Genomic DNA, 20,110 nt, shown 5'->3' with positions numbered 1-20,110 from the left:
CGTCCGGCGGACCGGGACACGACGTTCCACCATCCGGTCGCTAGGCTGTCGGCTTTGTGGCAACCGAACAAGTGCGCGCCCTGATCGCCTCCCGGGGCGCCCACGCCCGCCCGGTGCGCCGGGTCCTGGCCCTGCTGGCGGCCGACTGGCACACGTTGGCCGACCTGGTGCGGATTCCCGCCGTGCCACGGCGAACCGTGCAGGAAGTGCTCGCGGCCGTGTCCGAGGACCTGGACACGAAAGGCGACCGGTTCCGCCTCGTGCCAGGCGCCGACTACGCGGAGTTCCTGGGTTTCGCCGACCCCGCCGACCCGCTGGACGCGGCGGTCGCACGTCACACCGAGACGTTGCGCACGATCCTGGCCGACATCGCCGACGTGCCCGCGCCGCTGAGCGCGCTGGACCACGTGCAGGCGACCGCCGAGACCGCGTTGAAACGCGCGCTGTGGCTGGACTCCGCGTACGACCTGGACGGTCGGCACGTGCTGTGCCTGGGCGACCACGATCTGACGTCGTTGGCGCTGTGCGCGGTGAACCCGCGCGTCGAGGTGACCGTGGTCGACGTGGACGACCGGCTGCTGTCCTACGTCGAGGCGCGCGCGGCGGAACGCTCGTGGCCGGTGCGCACGCTGCACGCCGATTTCCGCTTCGGGTTGCCGCCGGCCGTGCTGGAGACGGCCGACCTGGTGTTCAGCGACCCGCCGTACACGCCCGAGGGCATGGGCCTGTTCGCCGGGCGGGCCGTGGAGTGCCTGGCGGCCGACGGCCGGGTGCTGCTCGCGTACGGGTTCAGCGACCGGACTCCGGCCCTGGGCCTGAAGGTCCAGCAGGAGCTGATCCGGCAGGGCCTGGTGTTCGAGGCGATCCTGCCCGCGTTCCACCGGTTCGACGGCGCGCAGGCCATCGGCAGCGCGGCGGACCTGTACGTGTGCCGGCCGACCTCGCGCCGGGCGGTGGCACCGGCGAAGTCGGCGATCTACACGCACGGCCCGCAGTCGGTCGAGTCCACCGGCCCGTCCGCCGAGGCGTTGACCGCCCTGGTCGACCTGGCGCCCCGCCCGGCGTCGTCACCGCCGCCCAAGCCCCGCCCGGCGGGCTGGGCCGACCCGGTGGGCAAGGGCGCGGCGTCCCTGGCCGTGGACCTGTCCGGCGATCCGGGTCCATGGCTGTTGCGCACGCTGCTCGCGTGCTCGCCGGGCCGGATGGCCGCGTTGGTCCCGAACAACCACCCGGACGTCGCGTCGGCGGCCGGTCAGCAGGCGTTGCGCGACCTCGTGGACACCCGGTTCTCCTTGCGGTACCTGCGTTCCACGCCCGACGGCAAGACGTGCGTCGTGGTCGCCGACCAGGTGCCCGCGAACAGCCTCGACCCCGGCGGCCTGACCGTGCGCGAGGTGCTGATGCGCGCGCACGGCAAGCTCGGCAACGTGTGGCGGGAAGCCCTCACCACGGCCGCCGGCCTGACCCGTCGCGAGGCCAAGGACCGGATCGGCGACCACGACGACCTCGACCTGCGCCTGATCGACCTGCCGAGGCACCGGATCACGGCACTGCTGCCGGTGGTCCGACGGTCGGCCGCCGGCGAAGGCTGAGCAGCACCAGAGCGAGCGGGAGAACCGCCGCGACCGGCAGGGGCCAGGTCACCTCTCCGGGCCGCACGTCGAACGACAGCAGAGGCTGGATCAACCCCGTGCGATCCACCACCAGGTCGGTGGTCGAGCCGACTTGAACCGCGTACGCCGACGTCTCCCGGAACGGGACGATCTCGAACCGCTCACCCGCGCAGTCGACGGTCGTCACGACGTCGCCCACCCGGGGAGAGAGCGCGCGCTGCTCGACGACCCGACAGTCGGACACCGTCCCGGCGTTGAGGTCCAACCACAGCGGAAGCCCGAACGCCAGGCCGACCTGCCCCACCACGATGCCGACGACGAACCCGACGACGGCCGGCCACACCCGCCGACTGATCATGAAGAGCGCGACCGGGAACACGGTCGCGCCGTAAGCCAACCCGACCTGCCCCGACCACCCGAAGTGCTCGCTCTTCGACAACACCCCGGCAGCGGGAACGAGCACCACACCCAGCAAGGCCAGGCCGATGTAGACCTTGCGGTTCACTTCTCTTCCTTCGGTGGCGGAAGTCTGAGCACGACGACGACCAGCGCGAGCTGAAGCAACACCGCGAGCGGCACGACCCACACAGCCGCAGACTCCACGTCGGACGGCCGCACAGGCTTGAGCAAACCCGTGCGGTCCACCAACAAGGTCGTCTCGGACCCGACCTTGCCCACGAACTCCGACGAGGACGTGAACGGCACGATCTCGAACCGCTCCCCCGCACAGTCCACCGTCGACACGGTAGTGCTCGGGCTCTTCGTGGACGTGACCGTGCGCTCGTCCACGACTTCGCAGCCGGTCAACGTTTCAGCATCGACCTTGAGCCACAACGACGGCGCGAAGAACATCCCGGCCAAGACCGCGAACAACCCCGCCAGAAGCCCAGCGAACAACGGCCACAGCCTTCGACTGACCAACGTCACCGCGAACGGGAACGCGATCCCTCCGACCGCCATGCCGACAGCGCCCACCCAGCCGGCATGGTCAGCCTTCCCGAACAACCCGCCGACCGGGGCGAGCACCACGCCCAGGAACGCCAGGACGACGAACACCTTGCGCTTCACACTGTCTCCCCGTCCTGTGCGATGCGTGGACGGCGACCGACGACCAGTGTGAACCCGATCGCCAGGACCGCTGTCGCGGGCAACCCGATCAGTCCCAGGCGGTGTACCTCTCCGGGACGGACCGCACTGACCAGTCCGGCCGAGTCGACCACCACCGAGGTCCGCCCGCCGACGGCCGCACCGACAGGTTCACGATAAGGCGTGAAGGTCAGGTCACGATCACCGCACCGCAACTCGGACCGGGTCTCGCGGCCGTACTTGGAGGTCCGCACCTCTTGCTTCGACACCACTTCGCAGTCCACGGTCCGGCCGGTGAACGACAGCCACAGCGGCATCGCGAACATGACCGACGCGTACATCACGCCGACCACCACGACAAGCCCGCCGGCCAGCACCCACGCCTTCTTCCGCAGCGTTCCCTGCACGAAGATGTAGACGATGCCGAGCACGATCGCCACGCCGACGACGGCCTTCGAACCGTTGACGAACAGCCCGGACCCGAGCATCACGAACACGCAAACGACCGACACCACGAGGTACACCGCGCGGCGGCTCATTCGTCGAGGTAACCGGTCTGGCGCTTGAACGTCGGTTGTTGGCCCTTGGGCACGCCCTCGTTCTGCAATTCGTCCTGCTTGGATGCCTCACGGGCCAGGTCGGCGGTCAGCTTCGTGACGAAGGCACCGTCTCCGAGGCTGGGCACCGAGTGCGGTGCCGCGGTCCCGTCGGCGCGGGTCGGTGGTTTGAATGGTGTGTAGCCATCGGCGATGTCCGAGCCCCGGTGCGCCGGCCTGTAGGTGACGCCCTCGGTCTTCCTGGCCCACGTCTCGCCGGCGTTCTTGTACGCGTCGCCGAATTCGCGGCCCGCCTGCTTCACCTCGGTGCCGACATCAGCGCGAGTCGGCCTGGCGTTGCCCCAATCCTCCATGCGCTTGGCAGCGTCGTCCATGCCTTGGAAGCGCGGCGTCGACGGTGCGTTCGCCGCACGCGTGGTGCCCCGGGCACCCTTTCCGAACCGGGTCAGGTTGCGCAGCATGTCACCCAACGAGCCGAAGAGCCCCTTGATCTTGCCCATCAACCGGGTGATGAACCGCATGAGCTTGGCGATCTGTGCAGTGACCTTGCCGAGCACCACGGCGCCACGGCCTACGGCCCACGCGGCGAACGCTGCCAGCGAACCGCCCAACGTGATCCACGACGAAGCGAGCGCGATCACCGCGTTGCGGATGACCTCCCAGACGAACATGGCGATGAGGTCGCGGATCATGCCCCGGATAGCCGCCGTGACCGTGCCCGCCGTCGCGATTTTCTCGGCCACCGCCAAACAGGTGCGACTCATGCCGAGCGTCTCGCCCACCAACTGGCCCTGGCTGGCCCGGAACTTGTCGGCCGCGCCCTGTTCCCATCCGGCGACCTGCGTCGAGATCGCGTCGTGCTGTGCCTGCGCGACGCGGTCGAGTTCAGCAGCGGCCTTGTTCCACTGACCGACCGCGGCCTTGATCTTGTCGCCGTTGCCGGCCAGCCAGTCCAGCGGTTCACGCAGGAAGCTCAGGTGCTCGATCAGCCAGCCGATGCCGGCGGTGGCGAGGGAACCAAGCGGGTCGATCAGCGTGCCCAGCAGGTCGAGACCAAAGGCCGCCGCGTTCATACCCAGCTCGGCGAAGTCGGCCTCGTCGACGCGCGAGAACGCGTCGAGGGTCTGGAAGAAGGTCTCGACCGGCCCGGCGCCCGCGAAGTTGTCCGGGTTCTGCCAGTCGGAGTTGAACCCTGTCATCACCCCGTCGCCCATCATCGACCCCCGTCGAACGTCTGCTGGTTGCCGTCCTCGACCTGCTCGTACTCGACCGCCGTGGCCACCGTGTCGGCCGACGCGTCCCCGTATGCCGCCGCCAACTGCTTGATGCCCTCGGTGGTCTGGGCCGCGAAGTCCTGGGCCGCGTCGGCGAAGAACTGGAGCAGCACGCCGAACGTCTCACCACCCAGGTCGACACCGGCCACGTCGGACGCGGCCTGCTCCACCTGTCCCTGACGCTCGGCCTGCCCCGACGCGAACGTGCGCAACTGCTGCGCCTGGACCTTGAACCCGCTCATCGCAGCACCGGCCCGAAGTCGTCGTCACCGTCGTCGGACCGGCCCGGACGCGGGGGCGTGGGCCGCTGCGGGGGCGTGGGCCGCTGCGGCGGCCGGGCGTCCCACGAGTCCGAGCGCAGGAACGAGCCGTCGTCGCCCTGGGCAGGCGGCGGCTCCTCGACCTGCGGGATGAAGCTGGTCAGGAAGTCCATCGCCGCGGTGCCGCCGAACTGCGGTTCGACGACCGCCGCCACCTGCTGCGCGGCCTGCGCCTGCGCCCGCCGCAACGTCGCCATCACGACCTGGCCGAGCTGCACATGCGAGAACTCGACCGCCCGTGGCGAGAAGTCGATCCCCTGCACGGCGCCGTTGGGCGCCACGGTCACGGTCACCGCGCCGTCGGGCGAGCGCACCGTGGCCGTCACCTGACGGATCTGCTCCTGCATCTCCTGCGACCGCTGCGCGAGGTCCCGGGCCCTCGCCTCCAGGTCGGCGATCATCCGCTCCGGTTCCACGACGAAATCCACCCCTTCCGGTCCGAAATGTCACCGGAAAGGAGTATCGCCGATCAGCCCGCCCGAGGGATGTGCAATGGGCCAAGTGCCAGGACCGCGCGGAACTCCTTGGGCGGGACCGGACGTGAGAAAAGCCACCCCTGATACGCGTCCACGCCCATGCCGCGCAGCACGTGGAACTGCGTGGCCGTCTCGACACCCTCGGCGACGCACTTGCGTCCCATCGCCCGCGCCAGGTCCACCACCGCACGCGCCACGGCGAAGTCCGACGAGTCGCTGCCCACACCGGACACGAACCGCCGGTCCACCTTGATGATCTGCGCCGGCAGGTCCTTCAGCCGCGCCAACGACGAGTAGCCCGTGCCGAAGTCGTCCACCGCGAACCGGATGCCGCGCGACACGAGTTCGCCCATCGAGTGCCGCACCCGCGACGGCAGGTCCACCAACGCCGTCTCCACCAGTTCGAGCACCACCCGGTCCCACGGGATGCCCGCCTCGGCGACCGTGTTCGCCACGATGTCGACGAACTCCGGATCGCCGGGCACCAGCCCGGCCAGGTTCACGGCCACCGACACCGGCCGACCGCCCGGCTCCGGCCACGTCGCCGCCTCGCGCAACGCCGTGCGCAACACCCACCGGTCCAGCTCGCGCATCAGGTCGCCCTGCTCGGCGACGGGCAGGAACACGTCCGGCGGCAGCAACCCCCGGTCCGGGTGCGGCCACCGGATCAACGCCTCGGCCGTGTACACCGACCCGTCGGCACCCACCACCGGCTGGTAGTGCAACGCCAACCCGTCACTGGCCAACGCGTCCCGCAACTGCCCTTCCAGGTGCACCTGCCGGTCGGCCGACGCGATCAACGCCGCCGACGCCAGCGACACCCGCCCCGCACCCGCCCGCTTCGCCTCGAACATGGCCGCGTCGGCGAACCTCAGCAGGTCGTTGCCGGTCACCCGCGACCCGTTCGGCACCGCCGCGCCGATCGACGCCGACACCCGGACCAACTGCCCGTGCACCGGGACCGCCGTGCGCAACAACCCGGCCACCCGCGTGGCCAACTCGTCGACGCCGCCGACGTGGTCGAGGTTCTCGCAGATGATCACGTACTCGTCGCCCGACAGCCGCGCGGCCGTGCAGCCGTCCGGCAGGCCGCCCTCCAGCCGCCGGGCCAACGCCACCAGCAGCTCGTCGCCCGCGTCGTGGCCCAGGGAGTCGTTGACCCGCTTGAAGTTGTCGATGTCGCAGAACAGCACGCCGACCTTCGCCCGGTCGGGCGACTCCAGCAGCGTGCCCAGCAACTCCTTGACCAGCGCGCGGTTCGGCAGGCCGGTCAGCTCGTCGTGCGTGGCCTGGTGCCGCAACGCCTCGGCCGTGCGCCGGCGTTCGGTGATGTCCTGGAACACGATGAGCCAGAACCGGCGGCCGTCGTCCTGCACGGACAACGTGATGTGCAGTTCGCAGTAGACCTGCACGCCGTCGGGCCGCAGCAGGACGCGTTGCGGCACCTTGTGGGTGTGCCCGGCGCCCAACGCCGTCATCCGCGCCGCCATCGCCGCCCGGTCCGCGTGGTCGCCCGGATCCGTGAGCTGCTCGGACGTCATGCCGCGCAGCTCCTCCAACTCCATGCCGAGCAGGTCGCACAACGCGTCGTTGGCGTCGACCAGCCGCTCGCCCTCGTCGAAGAGCCCGATGCCGACCGGTGCCATGGACACCAGGTCCGCGAACCGCTGGCTGGACCGCTTCATCCGGGTCTCGGCGGCCCGCTGCTCGGTGATGTCCTGCGCGGTGCCGACCGCGAGCGGCTTGCCGTCCGGCCCGACCACCACGACGCCGTACGAGCGGAAGATCCGCACCCGCCCGTCACGCCGCACGATCCGGTGTTCGCACTGCACCGGCACCCGGTCGACCACGAGCTGCTGCCACTGCGCGTCCACCCACGTGCGGTCGTCGGGGTGCACGAGGTCGAGGTAGGTGGCGTAGCTGGTCGGCTCGTCGGCCGGGACGGCGAACAGCTCGGACATCATCTCCGACCACACGACCGCGCCCGTGTGGACGTTCCACTCCCACACGCCGAGCTGCGCGGCCCGTTGCGCGTCCGCCAGCCGGCGCCGGTCGTCGCGCAGTTGGCGTTCCATGGCCCGGGCCTCGGTCACGTCCTGCACGGTGCCGTGCAGCCGGTTCAGGCGCCCGGCCTCGAACTCGGGCCGCGCCCGGCACACGTAGACCCGGTCGCCGAACACGCCGCGCACCTCGGTCTCGACCGTGCTTCCGTCCTTGGCCCGCAGCAGTCGTCGGCGCAGGTCCTCCACCTTGGGCCGGTCGTCCTCGCACACGCCGCACAGCAGGTCCTCGTCGGGCAGGATGCCCAGCTCGGCATAGAGCTCCAGCAGCACGTCACTGCGGTGCACGGCACCGGTCACGACCTCGTAGGTCCAGCTCCCGATGCGCGCGATCCGCTGCGCTTCCAGCAGCCGGGCGCGCTCGGTGGCCAGCGCGCGGTCCGACCGCCACTGGTCGGTGATGTCGCGGATGTAGCCGGTGATGAACTGCGTGCGGCCGTCCGAGCGGAGTTTGGCCTCGGCGACGCCGCGGATCCAGCGCAGGTCCCCGTTGGGCAGGATGATCCGGTAGACGATGTCGATCGGGTGGCCGTCGAGTTCGCGGTTGGCCCAGTAGCCGGCGACCATGTCACGGTCGTCGGGGTGCACGACGTCGAGCACGGCCTGGGCGCCGGGCGTGGTCTCGTCGCGGCGCAGGCCCATCATCTCGTAGTGCGACTCGGACCAGACGGTCACGCCGGTGATCGGGTCGTACTCCCACGAGCCGATCTGGGCGACCCGCTGCACGGCCCGCAGCCGGCGCTGTTCGTCGCGCAGTTCCTCGGCGGCCGTGGCCAGGTCGGAGACGTCGACCAGCAGCACGGCCTGCAGTCCCGTGCCCGGCACGGGGTAGCGGGCCACGCGGACCGGCAGCATCGTGCCGTCCGCGCGGCGCAGCCGCAGGTCGACGGGATCACCGGCGAGCAGCGCGCCCAGCGCACGTCCGACCAGCACCTCGGCGGAACCGACCAGCGCCAGCGCCACCGCGGCGTCGTTGGCGCGCATGACGACGCCCTTGTGGTCGCACAGGAACGCGGGACCTTCCGGCAGGCGGACGCCGTCGAGGTCGACCGTGTCCTTCGCGGGGTCCTTCGCCGTGTCCTGCGGTGGGCGCGCAGGGTCGAGCACAACCGGAGCGCGTCCAACCCGCTTGGGCACGGCCTCACCTTCCCGTGTCAACGGCAGGGACGACCGGCCGGACGCCCGCGAATGCGACAGACCCCCTCCTGCGGGCCCGGGGCCCGAGGAGAGGGGCTGTGTGCAGTCCGGCGTCATCGCGCACCCCTTTGTCCGGGTAACGAGGGACCACGCAGGTGGTTCCGTTTCCCGGGACTGCGGTGCGACGAGATGCGGCCGGAGCTCTCCCGACTCCGACAGCGGTCAGGCTACTCCGTCTTCCCGTGCTGCCAAGGCCACGGCGGCGGCGACTTCGGGTCCGACGCGCGGGTCCAGCGCGCTGGGCACGATCCGGTCGGCCGCGAGGTCGTCGGCGGCCACGGCGGCGATGGCGTCGGCCGCCGCGAGCTTCATGCCCTCGGTGATCCGGCGGGCGCCGGCGTCGAGCGCACCGCGGAAGATGCCGGGGAACGCGAGGACGTTGTTGATCTGGTTGGGGAAGTCGGACCGGCCGGTGGCCACGATCGCGGCGTGCTTGCGTGCCACGTCCGGGTGAACCTCGGGGTCCGGGTTGGACAGCGCGAACACGATCGCGTCGTCGGCCATGGACGCGATCAGCTCCTCGGGCACGGTGGCCGAGCTGACGCCGACGAACACGTCCGCGCCGCGCAACGCCTCGGCGATGCCGCCGCGCAGGCCGCTGCCGTTGGTGACCTCGGCGAGCTGTGCCTTGACCGGGTTGAGGCCGTCGCGCCCGGCGTGCACGATGCCGCGCGAGTCGACCACGGTGACCTCGCCGACGCCCGCGGCGAGCAGGATCTTCGCGCACGCCACGCCCGCGGCACCCGCGCCCGAGATGACCACGCGCTGGTCGGCGGCCTTCTTGCCGAGCACGGTGTTCGCGCCGCGCAGGGCGGCCAGCACCACGACGGCCGTGCCGTGCTGGTCGTCGTGCATGACGGGCACGTCGAGCGCCTCGATCAGCCGGGCCTCGAGTTCGAAGCAGCGCGGCGCGGCGACGTCCTCCAGGTTGACCGCGCCGAACGACGGGCGCAGCCGGACCAGGGTCTCGACGATCTCGTCGACGTCGGTGGTGTCCAGGACCAGCGGGATGGAGTCGAGGCCGCCGAAGGTCTTGAACAGCGCGGCCTTGCCCTCCATGACCGGGAGCGAGGCGCTGGCGCCGATGTCGCCGAGGCCGAGCACGGCGGTGCCGTCGCTGACCACGGCGACCAGCCGGTGCGCCCACGTGTACCTGGCGGCGAGGGAGGCGTCGTCGGCGATCGCGCGGCTGACCCGGGCCACGCCGGGCGTGTACGCGATGGAGAGCGCACGCGGGTCGGCGAGCGACGCGGTGACGTCGACGCCGAGTTTGCCGCCTTCGTGCGCGCGGAAGATTTCGTCGTCGGTCAACCCGGCGGTCATCGGGTCGTTCAATGCGGTCAAGGGAAGTCCCTCCTGCGGTGCGCGATTCCTCGGCGCACCGGTATCCGCGCGAGTGCGGACAGCCGAGGCGTGGCGAAAGTTCTTCGGACTTTCACGTGGGCCGGATCGCGGCCGAAGCGGAAGTCCTGCGGCGGTGGTGCGCGCCAGTGTGGCAGCGGCCACTGGGGCTGTCTGCGGCGGGGATCACACTTTTTCCGCAGGTCAGAGGGCATATCACAGAACGTACGTCCGTTTTTCTGGACCGATCGGTCGGTTTGCGCAGGCAGAATCGGTCAAGACCCGACGCGTTCTAGGGTGTGCGACATGCAGGCACGCGAGCTGAAAATTTCCGGCGCATTCGAGTTCACCCCTTCGGTGTTCCCCGACGACCGAGGGTTCTTCGTCGCCCCGTTCCAGGAATCGGCCTTCCTCAAGGCGGTGGGCCACCCGCTGCGGGTCGCGCAGACCAACCACAGCCAGTCCCGTCGGGGCGTGATCAGAGGCGTGCACTACGCCGACACTCCACCGGGCCAGTCCAAGTACGTGCACTGCCCGCGCGGGCGCCTGCTCGACGTCGTCGTGGACATCCGGGTCGGGTCGCCGACGTTCGGCGAGTGGGACGCGGTCGTGCTGGAGGCATCGCGCTTCAACGCCGTCTACGTGCCGGAGGGCTTGGGCCACGCGCTGATGGCGTTGGAGGACGACACGGTCACGTCGTACCTGTGCTCGGAAGGCTTCAACCCGGTGGCCGAACGCGGCCTCGACCCGTTGTCGCTGGGCCTGCCCTGGCCCGCGGACGTCGAGCCGGTGCTGTCGGGGAAGGACGCGTCGGCGCCCACCCTGGCGGACGCGCTCGCGCAGGGGCTGCTGCCGACCTACGAGGCGTGCACCGACTGGTACGCGTCACTGCGGGCGCGCGGGTAGCCGGCCGGGGCGCGGCCACAGCCGGAAGAGCACGACGCCGAGCACGTGCGCCGCGCCCAACGTCCGCGAATCAGTGGACGCGAACGGGTTGTCGCCCTCCACGTGCCACCCCCCGCCGGTCTCGCGCAGGGCGCGCTTCACGGACAACTGCCCGGGCCGGCCGTCCCACCGGACGAGAACGACGTCCTGGGTCGTGGGGGGCGCCCCGAACCGGACGATCACCAGGTCACCGGTCCGCAGCGTGGGCGCCATCGACGGTCCCACCACGCGGACCAGCGGCAACGGGTTCCGTGCCAACGATCACCTCCACCTGCCCGCCCCGATCGCCGGGAGTAGGGTTCCACCCTGTCGGAGCATCCACTGTCAGGGAGGAAAGATGCGACTTCTGTCGCGCATCCGAGAACTCCGCCGCCCGCTCCTGGAGGCCACCGCGCACTGCGACCTCCCGTGCGGTGTGTACGACCCGGCGCAGGCCCGGATCGAAGCGGAGTCGATCAAAGCGGTCCAGGAGAAGTACCAGGCGAACGAGGACCCGGAGTTCCGCGAGCGCGCCGTGCTGATCAAGGAACAGCGCAGCGAACTCGTGAAGCACCACCTGTGGGTGCTGTGGACCGACTACTTCAAGCCCCCGCACTTCGAGAAGTACCCGGAACTGCACGACCTGTTCAACCGGGCGACGAAGGCGGCCGGGGCGGCCGGCACGAAGGGCTCCATGGACCCCGCCAAGGGCCAGGAACTCCTCGACCTGATCGCCCAGATCGACAAGATCTTCTGGGAGACGAAGGCCGCGGCCTGACGTTCTGCGTTGAAGCGGCGCCGACCAGCGAGAACCCCTCGCACGGTCGGCGCCGTTTTCCGTCTTCGGCCATCGTCGAGCACCCGTCGACGGCCCCAGGACGGCCAAGCCAGGTCCACCAGTGACGAATATGTGACTCGCCCTCGCCGTCCAGCCGGACCCGCCGCGATCACGTCTCGCCCGCCGCACACTGATCGCGGGTCATCAGCCCCGCCGGAGCCTGTCCGCGACAGCCTGAACAGACACGAACGGCTGGTGGGTCGCGATGGACGCCACCGTCGCGCGGCGTCGGGTCGTGGCGTAGGTGTCGGCGCATGGTTGGTGCGGTGGTGTTCGACGTAGGTGAGACGTTGGTGGACGACTCGCGGGAGTGGGGGCGGTGGGCCGACTGGTTGGGGGTGCCGTGTCACACGTTGTCGGCGGTGGTGGGTGCGGTGACAGTGGCGGGGCTGGACAACGCGGAGGCGTTGGGGTTCTTCCGGGCCGGGTTCGACGTCGGGCGTGAGCGGCGGTTGCGGGAGGAGGCCGGGGTGGGGGAGTCGATCGAGGAGTGCGACCTCTACCCGGACGTGCGGGAGGGGCTGGGGCGGTTGCGGGACGCGGGCCTGTGGGTGGGGGTGGCGGGGAATCAGACGGCTCGGGCCGGGGAGTTGTTGCGGGGGTTGGGGTTGCCCGTGGATGCGGTGGCGACGTCGGGTGAGTGGGGTGTGCCCAAGCCCGATCCGGGGTTCTTCGCCCGGGTGGTGGAGATGGCGGGGTGTGCGGCGGGGGAGGTCGTGCATGTCGGTGATCATCGGGACAACGACGTGGTGGCGGCGAAGGCGGCGGGGTTGCGGGCGGTGTTGATCCGGCGGGGGCCGTGGGGGCATTTGTGGGCTGATGATCCGTTGGTGCGGCGGGATGCCGATGGGGTGATCGACTCGATCCACGAACTGCCGGAGCTGTTGGCGGGCGGGTAGGTCGGGTTACGAAGCCGCCACCCCGAGCTTTTGCTTGATCCGTTGTCCCAGTTCGTGTGCTTCGGCGATGTCGGAACGTCGGTGCGCTGCTTGGCTCAACTGACTGAGCGCGTCGTCCACCCGGTCGGACCGCACGGAACCGACCGAGGCAAGCGCGTCGTCGCCGAGCCGTACCGCTTCATGCGGGTCGTCACAGGTCATCATCAGCAAGGCCAGATTCGCCTTGGCGAGCGCCTTGCCGCGTGAGTGGCCCTCGGGGAAGCGCGCGACGGCCGTTTCAAGTCGCCGGCGTGCCTCTTGATGGCCGCCGCCGTTCAACGCCACCTGCAACAACGCCCGGCCGGAGTCACGTTCCAGGTGGGCGGCGTTGTAGTAGCAGATCCAGGCGGGCTCGTCGTCTGTGCTGGTCTGCGCGAAAAGGTCTTCGGCCTTGCCGACGGCGGCACGGCAGTCCCCGCTGCGGGATGCACCGGCCAATCCGAGGGCACGGGCATGGCGTGTGTACATCATCGAACCGACTTTGGGGCTGAGCCGGTCGGCACGGACGAGTGCCATTTCGGCGAAGCTCAACGCGTCGTCGGTGTGGCGCCGGTGAACCGAAAGATTGGCCAGGCCGGAGAGGGATTTCGCGCGCATGGCCCAGTCGCCGGACTCCGTCGCGCAGCCCACACCGAACCGGAAGGCGCGTTCGGCGTGGGAATGCAGGCCGGCGTCGAAGCAGATGCCGGCGGTCGTGTCGGCGAGTTCGGCCACGGCCGACAAAAAGCCCGTACGGACGTGATCGTCAGCGAATGAACCTTCGGTCAGCTCGACGGAGGCGGACAGTTGGGTCATGACCGCACGGGTCGACAGCTTGCCGCCGTACTGGTGATCTTGACCGGCGAACAGCCGGGAAAGCTGTCGGACATGATCCACGTCGGCTTGGCCGATCTTGGCTCCGCGACCGGCGCTCGCAGCTCTGGCGGCGAACTCCTGCATCGGGTCGGAGAATGCCAGGCCGGCCACTGAACCGGCCAGAACGCGCAAGAACGTCTTCCGTTCCACGTCATCCCCTCCTTCGACGGGGCTTGCCGCCACGGTAGTCCGTTGAGGCAAGACTTCAGGGGCGGGATTGAGCAGTGCGTCGAGTTCGCTTGGGCCGACCTTCAGCAGTCGTGCGAGCTTCGAACGCTGGTACGGCAGAGGTTCGTTGGTGCCGGCTTCCCACCGTGCCGCTGTCGACCGATCGACGTTCATGGCCTCGGCAAACGACTCCTGAGTGAAGCCGGCCGCCTTCCGGGCACGGACAAATCCGGTTCGTCGTACCGCCATCGGGTGACCTCCTTGTCGAAATAGACGAAAGCGCTCGGTCACTACCGCGAAACAGAGGCGCGGTTGGTCAGTGGTGTTTGTCGGTGTTGTGGCGGGCGTTCAGGGCGGGGATGGCGGCGATCTTGTCGGGTGGGAGGTCGTCCCAGTGCAGGCCGTGGGGGCGGCGTGGGTCGGGGCATGCGATGACGGTGGTGGGGGTGACGATGAGGTCGACGCTGAAGTCGTGGTGGGTTTCGGGGAGGTCGTCGTCCACGACTTGGAGGTCGTGGACGGTGGTGGCGATGGTGGTGTGGCGGCCGATCAGTCCGGCTTCCTGGAGCAGGGCGACTTCGATGTCGGAGTAGCCGGCGCCTTTGCCCAGGCGGGTTCCGTGGCGGTTGACGGCGACGCTGCCGCAGACGATCAGGTCGACCGGTCGCATGGTGTCGACTTCCACCGGGCGTCCGATGCGGGTGGCGGTGTGGCGGTCGGCGGCGTCGTCGGGGTCGAGGGCGGCCGGGTCGAGCAGGATGAACGGGTACTGGTGGGCCAGTTTCGAGGTGGCCATGTAGAGGAGTTTCCCGTCACGCAGGGCTTGGGCGCGGACGGGTTGTTGGGCGGTGTCGGGGACCGCTTTGACGACCTCGGCGTCGCGCCATTGGGGTAGTCCGGCCAGTCTTTCCGCGGCTTGCTCTGCGCCGTGGAAGGCGGGGATGCGGCCGTGGACGCCGGGCGGGGCGGCGCGTTCGCGTTCGAGCAGGTCCCAGACGCGGTTGCGGGCTTGTTGTTTTGCCTGGTCGACGGTGGTCACCTCGGTGGTCTCTCCCCTTTACCGCGTCGCCATGAGCGACAGCATCCGGTCATGGACGTCCTGAACTTCTGTGCGGGTGCGCCAGGGGCGCATCTCGCGGCAGGCGTCGAACATGATGGTGAGTCCGCCGCCTCCCCAGGTCCGTTCGATCACGTCCATGGCCCGGTGCAGGGTGGCAGCCGCTTCGTCCACCTTGCCCTGTCGCAGGCGGGCCAGGGTGAGGTTGCCCAGGACGATCGCTTCGGACTTGGAGCGGTCGCGCAGTCGCCCGGCGGTGGTGTCGAGGATCGTTTCGGCCTTGCCTGCCTCGCCGAGGAACAGGTAGCACGATCCGGCCAGACGGCCGTGTTGGGTCGGGGAGAACAGGTCCAATGCCACGTCGTCGTCGCTGACCAGCTCGAAGCGTTGACCGGCTTGGTCGAGCGCGTGTTCGCACTCGGCCTGTTCGCCCATCATGGCGTGGGCTTCGGCGGCGTGGAGTGTCGACAATGCGTTGATCACGTGACTGGTCCGTGCGGTGGTCTCGGCGGCTTGGGTGGTGAGTGCCAGACCGGCTTTCGGGTTCTTCTGGCCGTAGAGGGCGACGTAGCTCTTGCGGAGCAGCGACAGTCCTGCGGCGGTGGAGTCGTGGACGCGTCGTGCGGCGGCGTGGGCCTGGTCGAAGTACTGGTGTGCCGAGCGGTGGTCGCGGCGTTGGGAGGCGTCCCAGACGAGTTGCCCCATGAGGGTGGCGCATTCGGCTTCGACCGTGCCCAGTTGCCGTCTGACGTGAGGGATCTCGGCGTGGGCGGACAGGAAGGTGATCCGTCCAACGCTTGGCCGGTTTCGGCCAGCAGCGACGCCGACGGCACGCGGTCGTAGTGCTCGTCGAGTCCACGGACGTGCTGTTGCAGCTCGGCGACGGCGACGAGATCGACCGTGCTCGGATGCCGCAAAGATCGCATTACGCGGTCCTCGGCTTGAGGGCTTTCGCTGAGTAGTTCGTCGAGTTCGCCGAGCGAGAGGTGCAGCAGGCGGGCCAGTCGGGGGCGTTGGTGCGGCAGGGGTTCGTTGGTTCCCGCCTCCCACCGTGCCACGGTCGAACGATCGACCCGTGTTGCTTCGGCGAATGATTCCTGAGTGAAGCTCGCCGCCTTGCGAGCCTTGATCAATTTGGTTCGTCGTGCCGCCATCGGGTGACCTCCTGGCCGGATTTCCGTCGACCGCGAGAGCGTTTCCGCAGTTCAAGTGCAGTAATGAGACCATTGTGCACGGCCGCTGCGAAACCCTCGCCCTGTTTCCGTGAACGCGTACCGGATTAGCTGGGGTCGAGCACGGAATCTTCACGCGATCCACCTCGGTGCTGCCGGGCACGACGGGTTCGGATCGGGTTGTTCCACAAGCATTGCGTACCAGTTGCATCGACGCAACATTTCTGGAGGTAGGAAGATGGAGAGTTCGGCAGTCGAAACGGGCGTGACCGATTCGCTTCTGTGGAAGGCTCGTTTCGGCGAGGTCGTCCGGGGCATGGTGGTCGATTTCGCGCCCCGGTTGTTCGCGGTGGTGCAGGAGTACGGCGACCGGGTGGACGGTCGGGTCGCGGCGTGGGGGATGGCGTTTCCGGATCACGCGGAGGTCGTGTCGGTGGAGGGCGGTCTCCGGATGCGTTTGCAGGACGTGGACTCGGCGCTGCCGGTGTTCGCCACGCGGGAAGGCGTGTCGGCGTCGGTGGTGTGGCTGCCCGCGTTCAACACCCGCTTGACCGAACCCGTGGACGTGGTGGACGACGTGGAGGAGGAGACGGCGTGGTGGTGACCGACGCCGCCCACGTGCCCGGCTTGGGCGTCTCCCGCAGCGGGCCGATGGTCCTGGCGTCGTTGGGTCGGGCCGGTGAGGCGTTGCGATGGCTCGACCACGTCGTCCGCCGCTCGCCCTGGTCCTCGTGCTGGGCGCGGACCGTGCTGATCCGGGAGGCGTGGCACGCGGCCCGACTCGACGGCGTCCCCGCCACGCTGGTCGAGGTGCTGCACCACCTCTTGCCACGCGGGCACGCGGTCGAGGCGGACGCGGGCCTGTTTCCGCACGTGAGGGCCGCACGAGAGGCCATCGCCGGGTTGCCGAAGGTGGTCGTGCCGGAACCACTGGAACGGGTGCTGGTGTCCACCGACCGACGACGGCTGCCGTGGGCCCTGACCCGGGCTGGTCTGCTGTCGGGGCCGTGGTTGCCGTTCACCGGTTGGCTCGTCGACCACCCCGACGCCCTCGACGGCAGTGACCCGGCCACGATCGCGCTCCTGGCCGACGGCATCGCCGAGACCTGCCACACCGAGATCGCCCTGCTCGACGACCTCCACCACCTGCACACCCGGCTACTGGGCCGCCTGCCCTCGCCGACCCGGCACCACCGGACCGTGCTGCACGACCTGGCCGGCCGGGGCATGGTCAACGCCCGCGACCCGGCCACCCGCCACGGCACCACCGACTACGGCCGATCCCTCTACTCCCCCCGACGCCGTCGCACTCCTGACCGGGAACCCGCCGTGACCCACACGATCCGACTCCGGGCCGTCGAGTTCGCCAAGGCCATGACCCTCGCCGGATACCGGTCCGACTACGCCCTGTCCCAGACCATGGGCCTCAACCGCAGCACCGTCACCCGCGTCCGCACCGGCCACCTCAACCCCGGCCCCGCCTTCATCGCCGGAGCCCTCATCGCCCTCGCACCGATGGAGTTCCACGACCTGTTCAACGTCATCCACGCACGACCACGCCGCACGGCAAGTACGTCAGGGACCACTGGCCACCCATGCCATCGCCCGCACTCTTGACCGATCCTCGCCTATTCGGATCATGAATAGCGCACGCGAACCGGCGCGGGAACGCTGTGCCATTCTTCCGGCACGCCACCCCGCAGGGCCTCTGACCTGCGCGGGTGTTGCGATCATGAGGAGGGGACGATGATCACGGTAACCAACGTCCGCATTTACGCGCACGGGAACTGGGGGACTTTGCTGGAGGTGTTCCCGAAGGGCCACATCGACGACAACCGCACCACGTTGGCGTGCAGCGACCAGAACAACCCGGGCAGACAGGCGCAGTTCACGGCCGGCACGAGCTACTACATCAGCTACGACCTGCCCACCGGCAGCCAGGAGCGCTGGGACGGCGAGTGTTTCTACGACAACGGCGGCACGGCGCCGGTGGAGTTCCGCGAACTCGACCTGCTGACCTGACGACCGCGCCCGGCCGCGGTCGGCGGCCGGGCGATCTCACATCGCACGCGAGCGTCCACTGTGGACGATTCCCGTCGACCATCCCCATGCCGACGGGACACCGGATCAGGCTGCGTGCGTCAGGGACTGGAAAGCGGCACGGGCGGCGAGGATGGGCAGGAAGTTGTGCACGCGGGCCTGGTCGGCCAGGCGGCGGTACGCGGCGGACACCGCCGTGCGCGCGACCTGGTAGTCCACGTTGCCGTCGAGGCGCCGGGTCAACTCCTCGGCGGCCTGGTCGAGTTGCACCTCCACCTTGCCGTGGAGGTCGTGCGGGTCGCGGACGTTGTGGCCCTCGATCTTGTCCACCATGGGTCCTCCTCCTGAACGGGTCGCGGCGTCACCCGTCGGGCTTGCCCCGGGCGCGGAACGGCGAAACGCGGCCGAACGTTCGTTGAAGCTTTTATGACCACCGGGAACCGTACGCGTGAACAGTACGGAAATCCACCCTGGACTTTTTCCACGTCCTATCCGATCATGCACCCATTCACTTCACGACCGATCCTCGAAATTCGACGACCACCCGTGACCGTACGACCGCGTTCCGCAATCGAACCGGCATCCACCTGCGACGACGGTTCACCGGACACTTTATCCACCGAATTGCCGAAACGGTGACCAGGTCCGCACAAATGCGGAAACCAATCGGGTGAAATGCCCCGGCGCGGCCATTTCACGACCACCCGACTACCATGATGATCATGAGCGCTCACGTCTACCTGCTCCGGCACGGACAAACCACGTGGTCCGAGTCCGGTCGGCACACCGGACGCACGGACGTGCCCCTCACCGACACCGGGGTCCAGCAGGCCCGACGCGCGGGCGCCGTACTGGCCCGACTGCGCGGCACCGACCTCCCGCCCGCCCTCGTCCTGTCGAGCCCACGCGAACGCGCCCGCCGCACCGCCGAACTCGCGGGCCTGGCCGCCGACCACACCGAAGACCTCGCCGAGTGGGACTACGGTGCCTACGAAGGCCTGACCACCCCACAGATCCGTGAGTCCACAAAGGACTGGACAGTCTGGGACCACCCGGTCCCCGAAGGCGAGACCCACGAGCGGATCCACGAACGCGCGCAGCGGGTCCTCGCCGCGGTCCGCACGGCCCTGCCCGCCGGCGACGTCGTCCTGGTCGGCCACGGCCACTTCAGCCGCGTGCTGATCGCCGCCTGGCTCGGGCTGCCGCCCCGCGACGGCGTGCACTTCGGCCTCGACCCGGCCGGCATCACGGTCCTCGGCGACGAGCGCGGCGACCCTCAGGTGCACCGCTCGAACGTCCCCGCCTGGGAGTTCTAGCGCTTCACGCCCACCGCGCCGTAGCTCACGGTCTCCGCGTCGGTCTCCGGCACCCCGTCGCCCCGCCACGTCGACACCAGCACCAGCCCCGGCTCCAGCAGGTCGAAACCCTCCAGCAGCGGTTCGACCTCGGCCTTGGACCGCGCGGTGATCCGCGCCATCCGCTGCGTCGACACCCGCACCAGCTCCTCGACCAGCTCCGGGCGGTTGTCCGCGGTGAGGTGGCTGAGCACGAGGTGGCTCCCGGGCACGATCCCGTCCCGGTAGGCCGCCACGACGTCGACCGGCGAGTCGTCGTCGAACACGTACGGCAGGATCGCGACCATCAGCACCGCGACCGGCTGCGACAGGTCGAGCAGCGACGTCACCTCGGCGCTGGTCAGCACGGCCTTGGCGTCGCGGATGTCGGCTTCGGCGAACGCCACGTTCGCCACGTCGCGCAGCATGGTCCGCCCGTGCGCGACGGTGGCGCAGTCGTTGTCCACGTACACGACACGGCACGTCGGGTCGTCCTGGTGCGCGACCTCGTGCACGTTGCCCGCCGTGGGGATGCCCGACCCGAGGTCGAGGAACTGCCGGATGCCGTTGGCCACGCACGCGCGCACGGCCCGGCGCAGGAAGGCGCGGGAGTGCTGGATCATCTCGGCGGTCGGGATCAGCGCCGGCGAACCGGCGGCGAACTCGCGGTCGACGGCGAAGTTGTGCGCACCGCCGAGGTAGTAGTCGTACAGCCGGGCCGCGTTCGGGCGTTCGAGTTCGTCCCTTGCGGCCACCCACTTCGGGGAGTTCTGCACCGTACACCTCACCCCTGCCGGCTCCCGGAGTGGCGCGACCATGCTGTCGAACCGTATCCGGTTACTCCGTTCGTGTCCATCAGC

At 69.6% G+C, this 20,110-nt stretch carries 23 protein-coding genes and 1 pseudogene; 9 read left to right on the top strand and 15 right to left on the bottom strand.

The genetic code is table 11. The features are described from left to right. The first annotated feature begins 56 nt into the window (after positions 1-56). Positions 57-1,592: a bis-aminopropyl spermidine synthase family protein gene (locus F4559_RS02995; protein WP_312865455.1), complete on the top strand. Its 1,536-nt coding sequence runs from the start codon at positions 57-59 to the stop codon at positions 1,590-1,592. On the opposite strand, the gene F4559_RS02990 is transcribed toward F4559_RS02995, so the two are convergent. From F4559_RS02990 to F4559_RS02955, 8 genes are all read right to left on the bottom strand, one after another. Continuing rightward, complete coding sequence (locus F4559_RS02990; protein WP_184666041.1) at positions 1,543-2,118, bottom strand: hypothetical protein; 576 nt, start codon at positions 2,116-2,118, stop codon at positions 1,543-1,545. The two genes, F4559_RS02995 and F4559_RS02990, sit on opposite strands and share 50 nt — an antisense overlap. After that, positions 2,115-2,681, bottom strand: a complete 567-nt coding sequence (locus F4559_RS02985; protein WP_184666040.1) for a hypothetical protein — start codon at positions 2,679-2,681, stop codon at positions 2,115-2,117. The genes F4559_RS02990 and F4559_RS02985 overlap by 4 nt, the downstream gene beginning before the upstream one ends. Beyond that, positions 2,678-3,238 carry a hypothetical protein gene (locus F4559_RS02980; protein ID WP_184666039.1) on the bottom strand — a complete coding sequence of 187 codons (561 nt, stop codon included), beginning with the start codon at positions 3,236-3,238 and terminating at the stop codon, positions 2,678-2,680. Before F4559_RS02980 ends, F4559_RS02985 begins: the two co-directional genes overlap by 4 nt. Then, entirely contained in the window at positions 3,235-4,470 is a 1,236-nt protein-coding gene (locus tag F4559_RS02975) for a hypothetical protein (RefSeq protein ID WP_184666038.1), read from the bottom strand. The genes F4559_RS02980 and F4559_RS02975 overlap by 4 nt, the downstream gene beginning before the upstream one ends. After that, a complete protein-coding gene (locus tag F4559_RS02970) occupies positions 4,470-4,772 on the bottom strand; it encodes a type VII secretion target (RefSeq protein WP_184666037.1) in 303 nt (100 codons plus the stop codon). The genes F4559_RS02975 and F4559_RS02970 overlap by 1 nt, the downstream gene beginning before the upstream one ends. Next, a complete protein-coding gene (locus F4559_RS02965; protein WP_184666036.1) occupies positions 4,769-5,266 on the bottom strand; it encodes a YbaB/EbfC family nucleoid-associated protein in 498 nt (165 codons plus the stop codon). Before F4559_RS02965 ends, F4559_RS02970 begins: the two co-directional genes overlap by 4 nt. A gap of 53 nt (positions 5,267-5,319) precedes the next feature. Further along, positions 5,320-8,523, bottom strand: a complete 3,204-nt coding sequence (locus F4559_RS02960; protein ID WP_184666035.1) for a bifunctional diguanylate cyclase/phosphodiesterase — start codon at positions 8,521-8,523, stop codon at positions 5,320-5,322. A gap of 222 nt (positions 8,524-8,745) precedes the next feature. Beyond that, on the bottom strand, positions 8,746-9,906 hold the full coding sequence (locus tag F4559_RS02955; protein ID WP_184675417.1) for an NAD(P)-dependent malic enzyme: 1,161 nt from the start codon (positions 9,904-9,906) through the stop codon (positions 8,746-8,748). Between the two features lie 324 nt (positions 9,907-10,230). On the opposite strand from F4559_RS02955, the gene F4559_RS02950 reads away from it, so the two are divergent. Continuing rightward, the gene (locus tag F4559_RS02950) at positions 10,231-10,830 is read left to right on the top strand and encodes a dTDP-4-dehydrorhamnose 3,5-epimerase family protein (RefSeq protein WP_184666034.1); all 600 of its coding nucleotides are present in this window, start codon (positions 10,231-10,233) and stop codon (positions 10,828-10,830) included. Here F4559_RS02950 and F4559_RS02945 read toward each other — a convergent pair. Then, positions 10,810-11,127 carry a S24/S26 family peptidase gene (locus F4559_RS02945; protein WP_281386263.1) on the bottom strand — a complete coding sequence of 106 codons (318 nt, stop codon included), beginning with the start codon at positions 11,125-11,127 and terminating at the stop codon, positions 10,810-10,812. The genes F4559_RS02950 and F4559_RS02945 overlap by 21 nt on opposite strands. Before the next feature lie 79 nt (positions 11,128-11,206). Here F4559_RS02945 and sodN point away from each other — a divergent pair, with 79 nt between their 5' ends. Both sodN and F4559_RS02935 read left to right on the top strand, forming a co-directional pair. Beyond that, positions 11,207-11,626, top strand: coding sequence for a superoxide dismutase, Ni (sodN, locus tag F4559_RS02940; protein ID WP_184666033.1), 420 nt, complete (start codon positions 11,207-11,209; stop codon positions 11,624-11,626). A 314-nt stretch (positions 11,627-11,940) separates the two neighbouring features. Beyond that, entirely contained in the window at positions 11,941-12,585 is a 645-nt protein-coding gene (locus F4559_RS02935; RefSeq protein WP_184666032.1) for an HAD family hydrolase, read from the top strand. A 6-nt stretch (positions 12,586-12,591) separates the two neighbouring features. Here the strand turns inward: F4559_RS02935 and F4559_RS02930 are convergent, their stop codons facing one another. The 3 genes from F4559_RS02930 to F4559_RS34740 form a co-directional block, all read right to left on the bottom strand. Then, a complete protein-coding gene (locus F4559_RS02930; RefSeq protein ID WP_184666031.1) occupies positions 12,592-13,896 on the bottom strand; it encodes a helix-turn-helix domain-containing protein in 1,305 nt (434 codons plus the stop codon). 67 nt (positions 13,897-13,963) lie between these two features. Beyond that, complete coding sequence (locus F4559_RS02925; protein WP_184666030.1) at positions 13,964-14,686, bottom strand: 5-formyltetrahydrofolate cyclo-ligase; 723 nt, start codon at positions 14,684-14,686, stop codon at positions 13,964-13,966. 18 nt (positions 14,687-14,704) lie between these two features. Continuing rightward, positions 14,705-15,442 carry an NsdA family TPR-like regulatory protein gene (locus tag F4559_RS34740; RefSeq protein WP_486374936.1) on the bottom strand — a complete coding sequence of 246 codons (738 nt, stop codon included), beginning with the start codon at positions 15,440-15,442 and terminating at the stop codon, positions 14,705-14,707. Between the two features lie 59 nt (positions 15,443-15,501). Here F4559_RS34740 and F4559_RS34735 point away from each other — a divergent pair, with 59 nt between their 5' ends. Then, entirely contained in the window at positions 15,502-15,666 is a 165-nt protein-coding gene (locus F4559_RS34735; RefSeq protein WP_246446774.1) for a hypothetical protein, read from the top strand. 57 nt (positions 15,667-15,723) lie between these two features. Here the strand turns inward: F4559_RS34735 and F4559_RS34730 are convergent. Next, positions 15,724-15,858, bottom strand: a pseudogene (locus F4559_RS34730) (helix-turn-helix transcriptional regulator); the annotation flags it as partial. Between the two features lie 256 nt (positions 15,859-16,114). Between F4559_RS34730 and F4559_RS34725 the strand changes: the two are divergent. From F4559_RS34725 to F4559_RS02905, 3 genes are all read left to right on the top strand, one after another. Next, entirely contained in the window at positions 16,115-16,480 is a 366-nt protein-coding gene (locus F4559_RS34725; protein ID WP_246445060.1) for a hypothetical protein, read from the top strand. Then, entirely contained in the window at positions 16,471-17,493 is a 1,023-nt protein-coding gene (locus F4559_RS36175) for a hypothetical protein (protein WP_312865453.1), read from the top strand. The genes F4559_RS34725 and F4559_RS36175 overlap by 10 nt, the downstream gene beginning before the upstream one ends. Before the next feature lie 129 nt (positions 17,494-17,622). Then, positions 17,623-17,898 (top strand): hypothetical protein, encoded by a 276-nt coding sequence (locus tag F4559_RS02905; RefSeq protein WP_184666029.1) that lies wholly within the window; start codon positions 17,623-17,625, stop codon positions 17,896-17,898. A gap of 105 nt (positions 17,899-18,003) precedes the next feature. Here the strand turns inward: F4559_RS02905 and F4559_RS02900 are convergent, their stop codons facing one another. After that, the gene (locus F4559_RS02900) at positions 18,004-18,249 is read right to left on the bottom strand and encodes a three-helix bundle dimerization domain-containing protein (RefSeq protein ID WP_184666028.1); all 246 of its coding nucleotides are present in this window, start codon (positions 18,247-18,249) and stop codon (positions 18,004-18,006) included. Between the two features lie 389 nt (positions 18,250-18,638). Here F4559_RS02900 and F4559_RS02895 point away from each other — a divergent pair, with 389 nt between their 5' ends. After that, positions 18,639-19,232, top strand: a complete 594-nt coding sequence (locus tag F4559_RS02895; RefSeq protein WP_184666027.1) for a histidine phosphatase family protein — start codon at positions 18,639-18,641, stop codon at positions 19,230-19,232. Here F4559_RS02895 and F4559_RS02890 read toward each other — a convergent pair. Beyond that, the gene (locus tag F4559_RS02890) at positions 19,229-20,026 is read right to left on the bottom strand and encodes an SAM-dependent methyltransferase (RefSeq protein WP_312865452.1); all 798 of its coding nucleotides are present in this window, start codon (positions 20,024-20,026) and stop codon (positions 19,229-19,231) included. The genes F4559_RS02895 and F4559_RS02890 overlap by 4 nt on opposite strands. Positions 20,027-20,110: the final 84 nt, after the last annotated feature.

This window comes from Saccharothrix violaceirubra (assembly GCF_014203755.1).
Lineage (GTDB): Bacteria > Actinomycetota > Actinomycetes > Mycobacteriales > Pseudonocardiaceae > Actinosynnema > Actinosynnema violaceirubrum.
Note: the sequence above shows the minus strand (reverse complement) of the source record. Positions and strands in the feature narration are given on the sequence as shown.

What these genes read in the sequence shown, in the direction of transcription:
- F4559_RS02895 (WP_184666027.1), top strand. Translation starts at nt 18,639, where the DNA reads ATGAGCGCTCACGTCTACCTGCTCCGGCACGGACAAACCACGTGGTCC.
- F4559_RS02935 (WP_184666032.1), top strand. Translation starts at nt 11,941, where the DNA reads ATGGTTGGTGCGGTGGTGTTCGACGTAGGTGAGACGTTGGTGGACGAC.
- F4559_RS34725 (WP_246445060.1), top strand. Translation starts at nt 16,115, where the DNA reads ATGGAGAGTTCGGCAGTCGAAACGGGCGTGACCGATTCGCTTCTGTGG.
- F4559_RS02975 (WP_184666038.1), bottom strand. Translation starts at nt 4,470, where the DNA reads ATGGGCGACGGGGTGATGACAGGGTTCAACTCCGACTGGCAGAACCCG.
- F4559_RS02980 (WP_184666039.1), bottom strand. Translation starts at nt 3,238, where the DNA reads ATGAGCCGCCGCGCGGTGTACCTCGTGGTGTCGGTCGTTTGCGTGTTC.
- sodN (WP_184666033.1), top strand. Translation starts at nt 11,207, where the DNA reads ATGCGACTTCTGTCGCGCATCCGAGAACTCCGCCGCCCGCTCCTGGAG.
- F4559_RS02900 (WP_184666028.1), bottom strand. Translation starts at nt 18,249, where the DNA reads ATGGTGGACAAGATCGAGGGCCACAACGTCCGCGACCCGCACGACCTC.
- F4559_RS02930 (WP_184666031.1), bottom strand. Translation starts at nt 13,896, where the DNA reads ATGGCGGTACGACGAACCGGATTTGTCCGTGCCCGGAAGGCGGCCGGC.
- F4559_RS02950 (WP_184666034.1), top strand. Translation starts at nt 10,231, where the DNA reads ATGCAGGCACGCGAGCTGAAAATTTCCGGCGCATTCGAGTTCACCCCT.
- F4559_RS02970 (WP_184666037.1), bottom strand. Translation starts at nt 4,772, where the DNA reads ATGAGCGGGTTCAAGGTCCAGGCGCAGCAGTTGCGCACGTTCGCGTCG.
- F4559_RS02905 (WP_184666029.1), top strand. Translation starts at nt 17,623, where the DNA reads ATGATCACGGTAACCAACGTCCGCATTTACGCGCACGGGAACTGGGGG.
- F4559_RS02955 (WP_184675417.1), bottom strand. Translation starts at nt 9,906, where the DNA reads ATGACCGCCGGGTTGACCGACGACGAAATCTTCCGCGCGCACGAAGGC.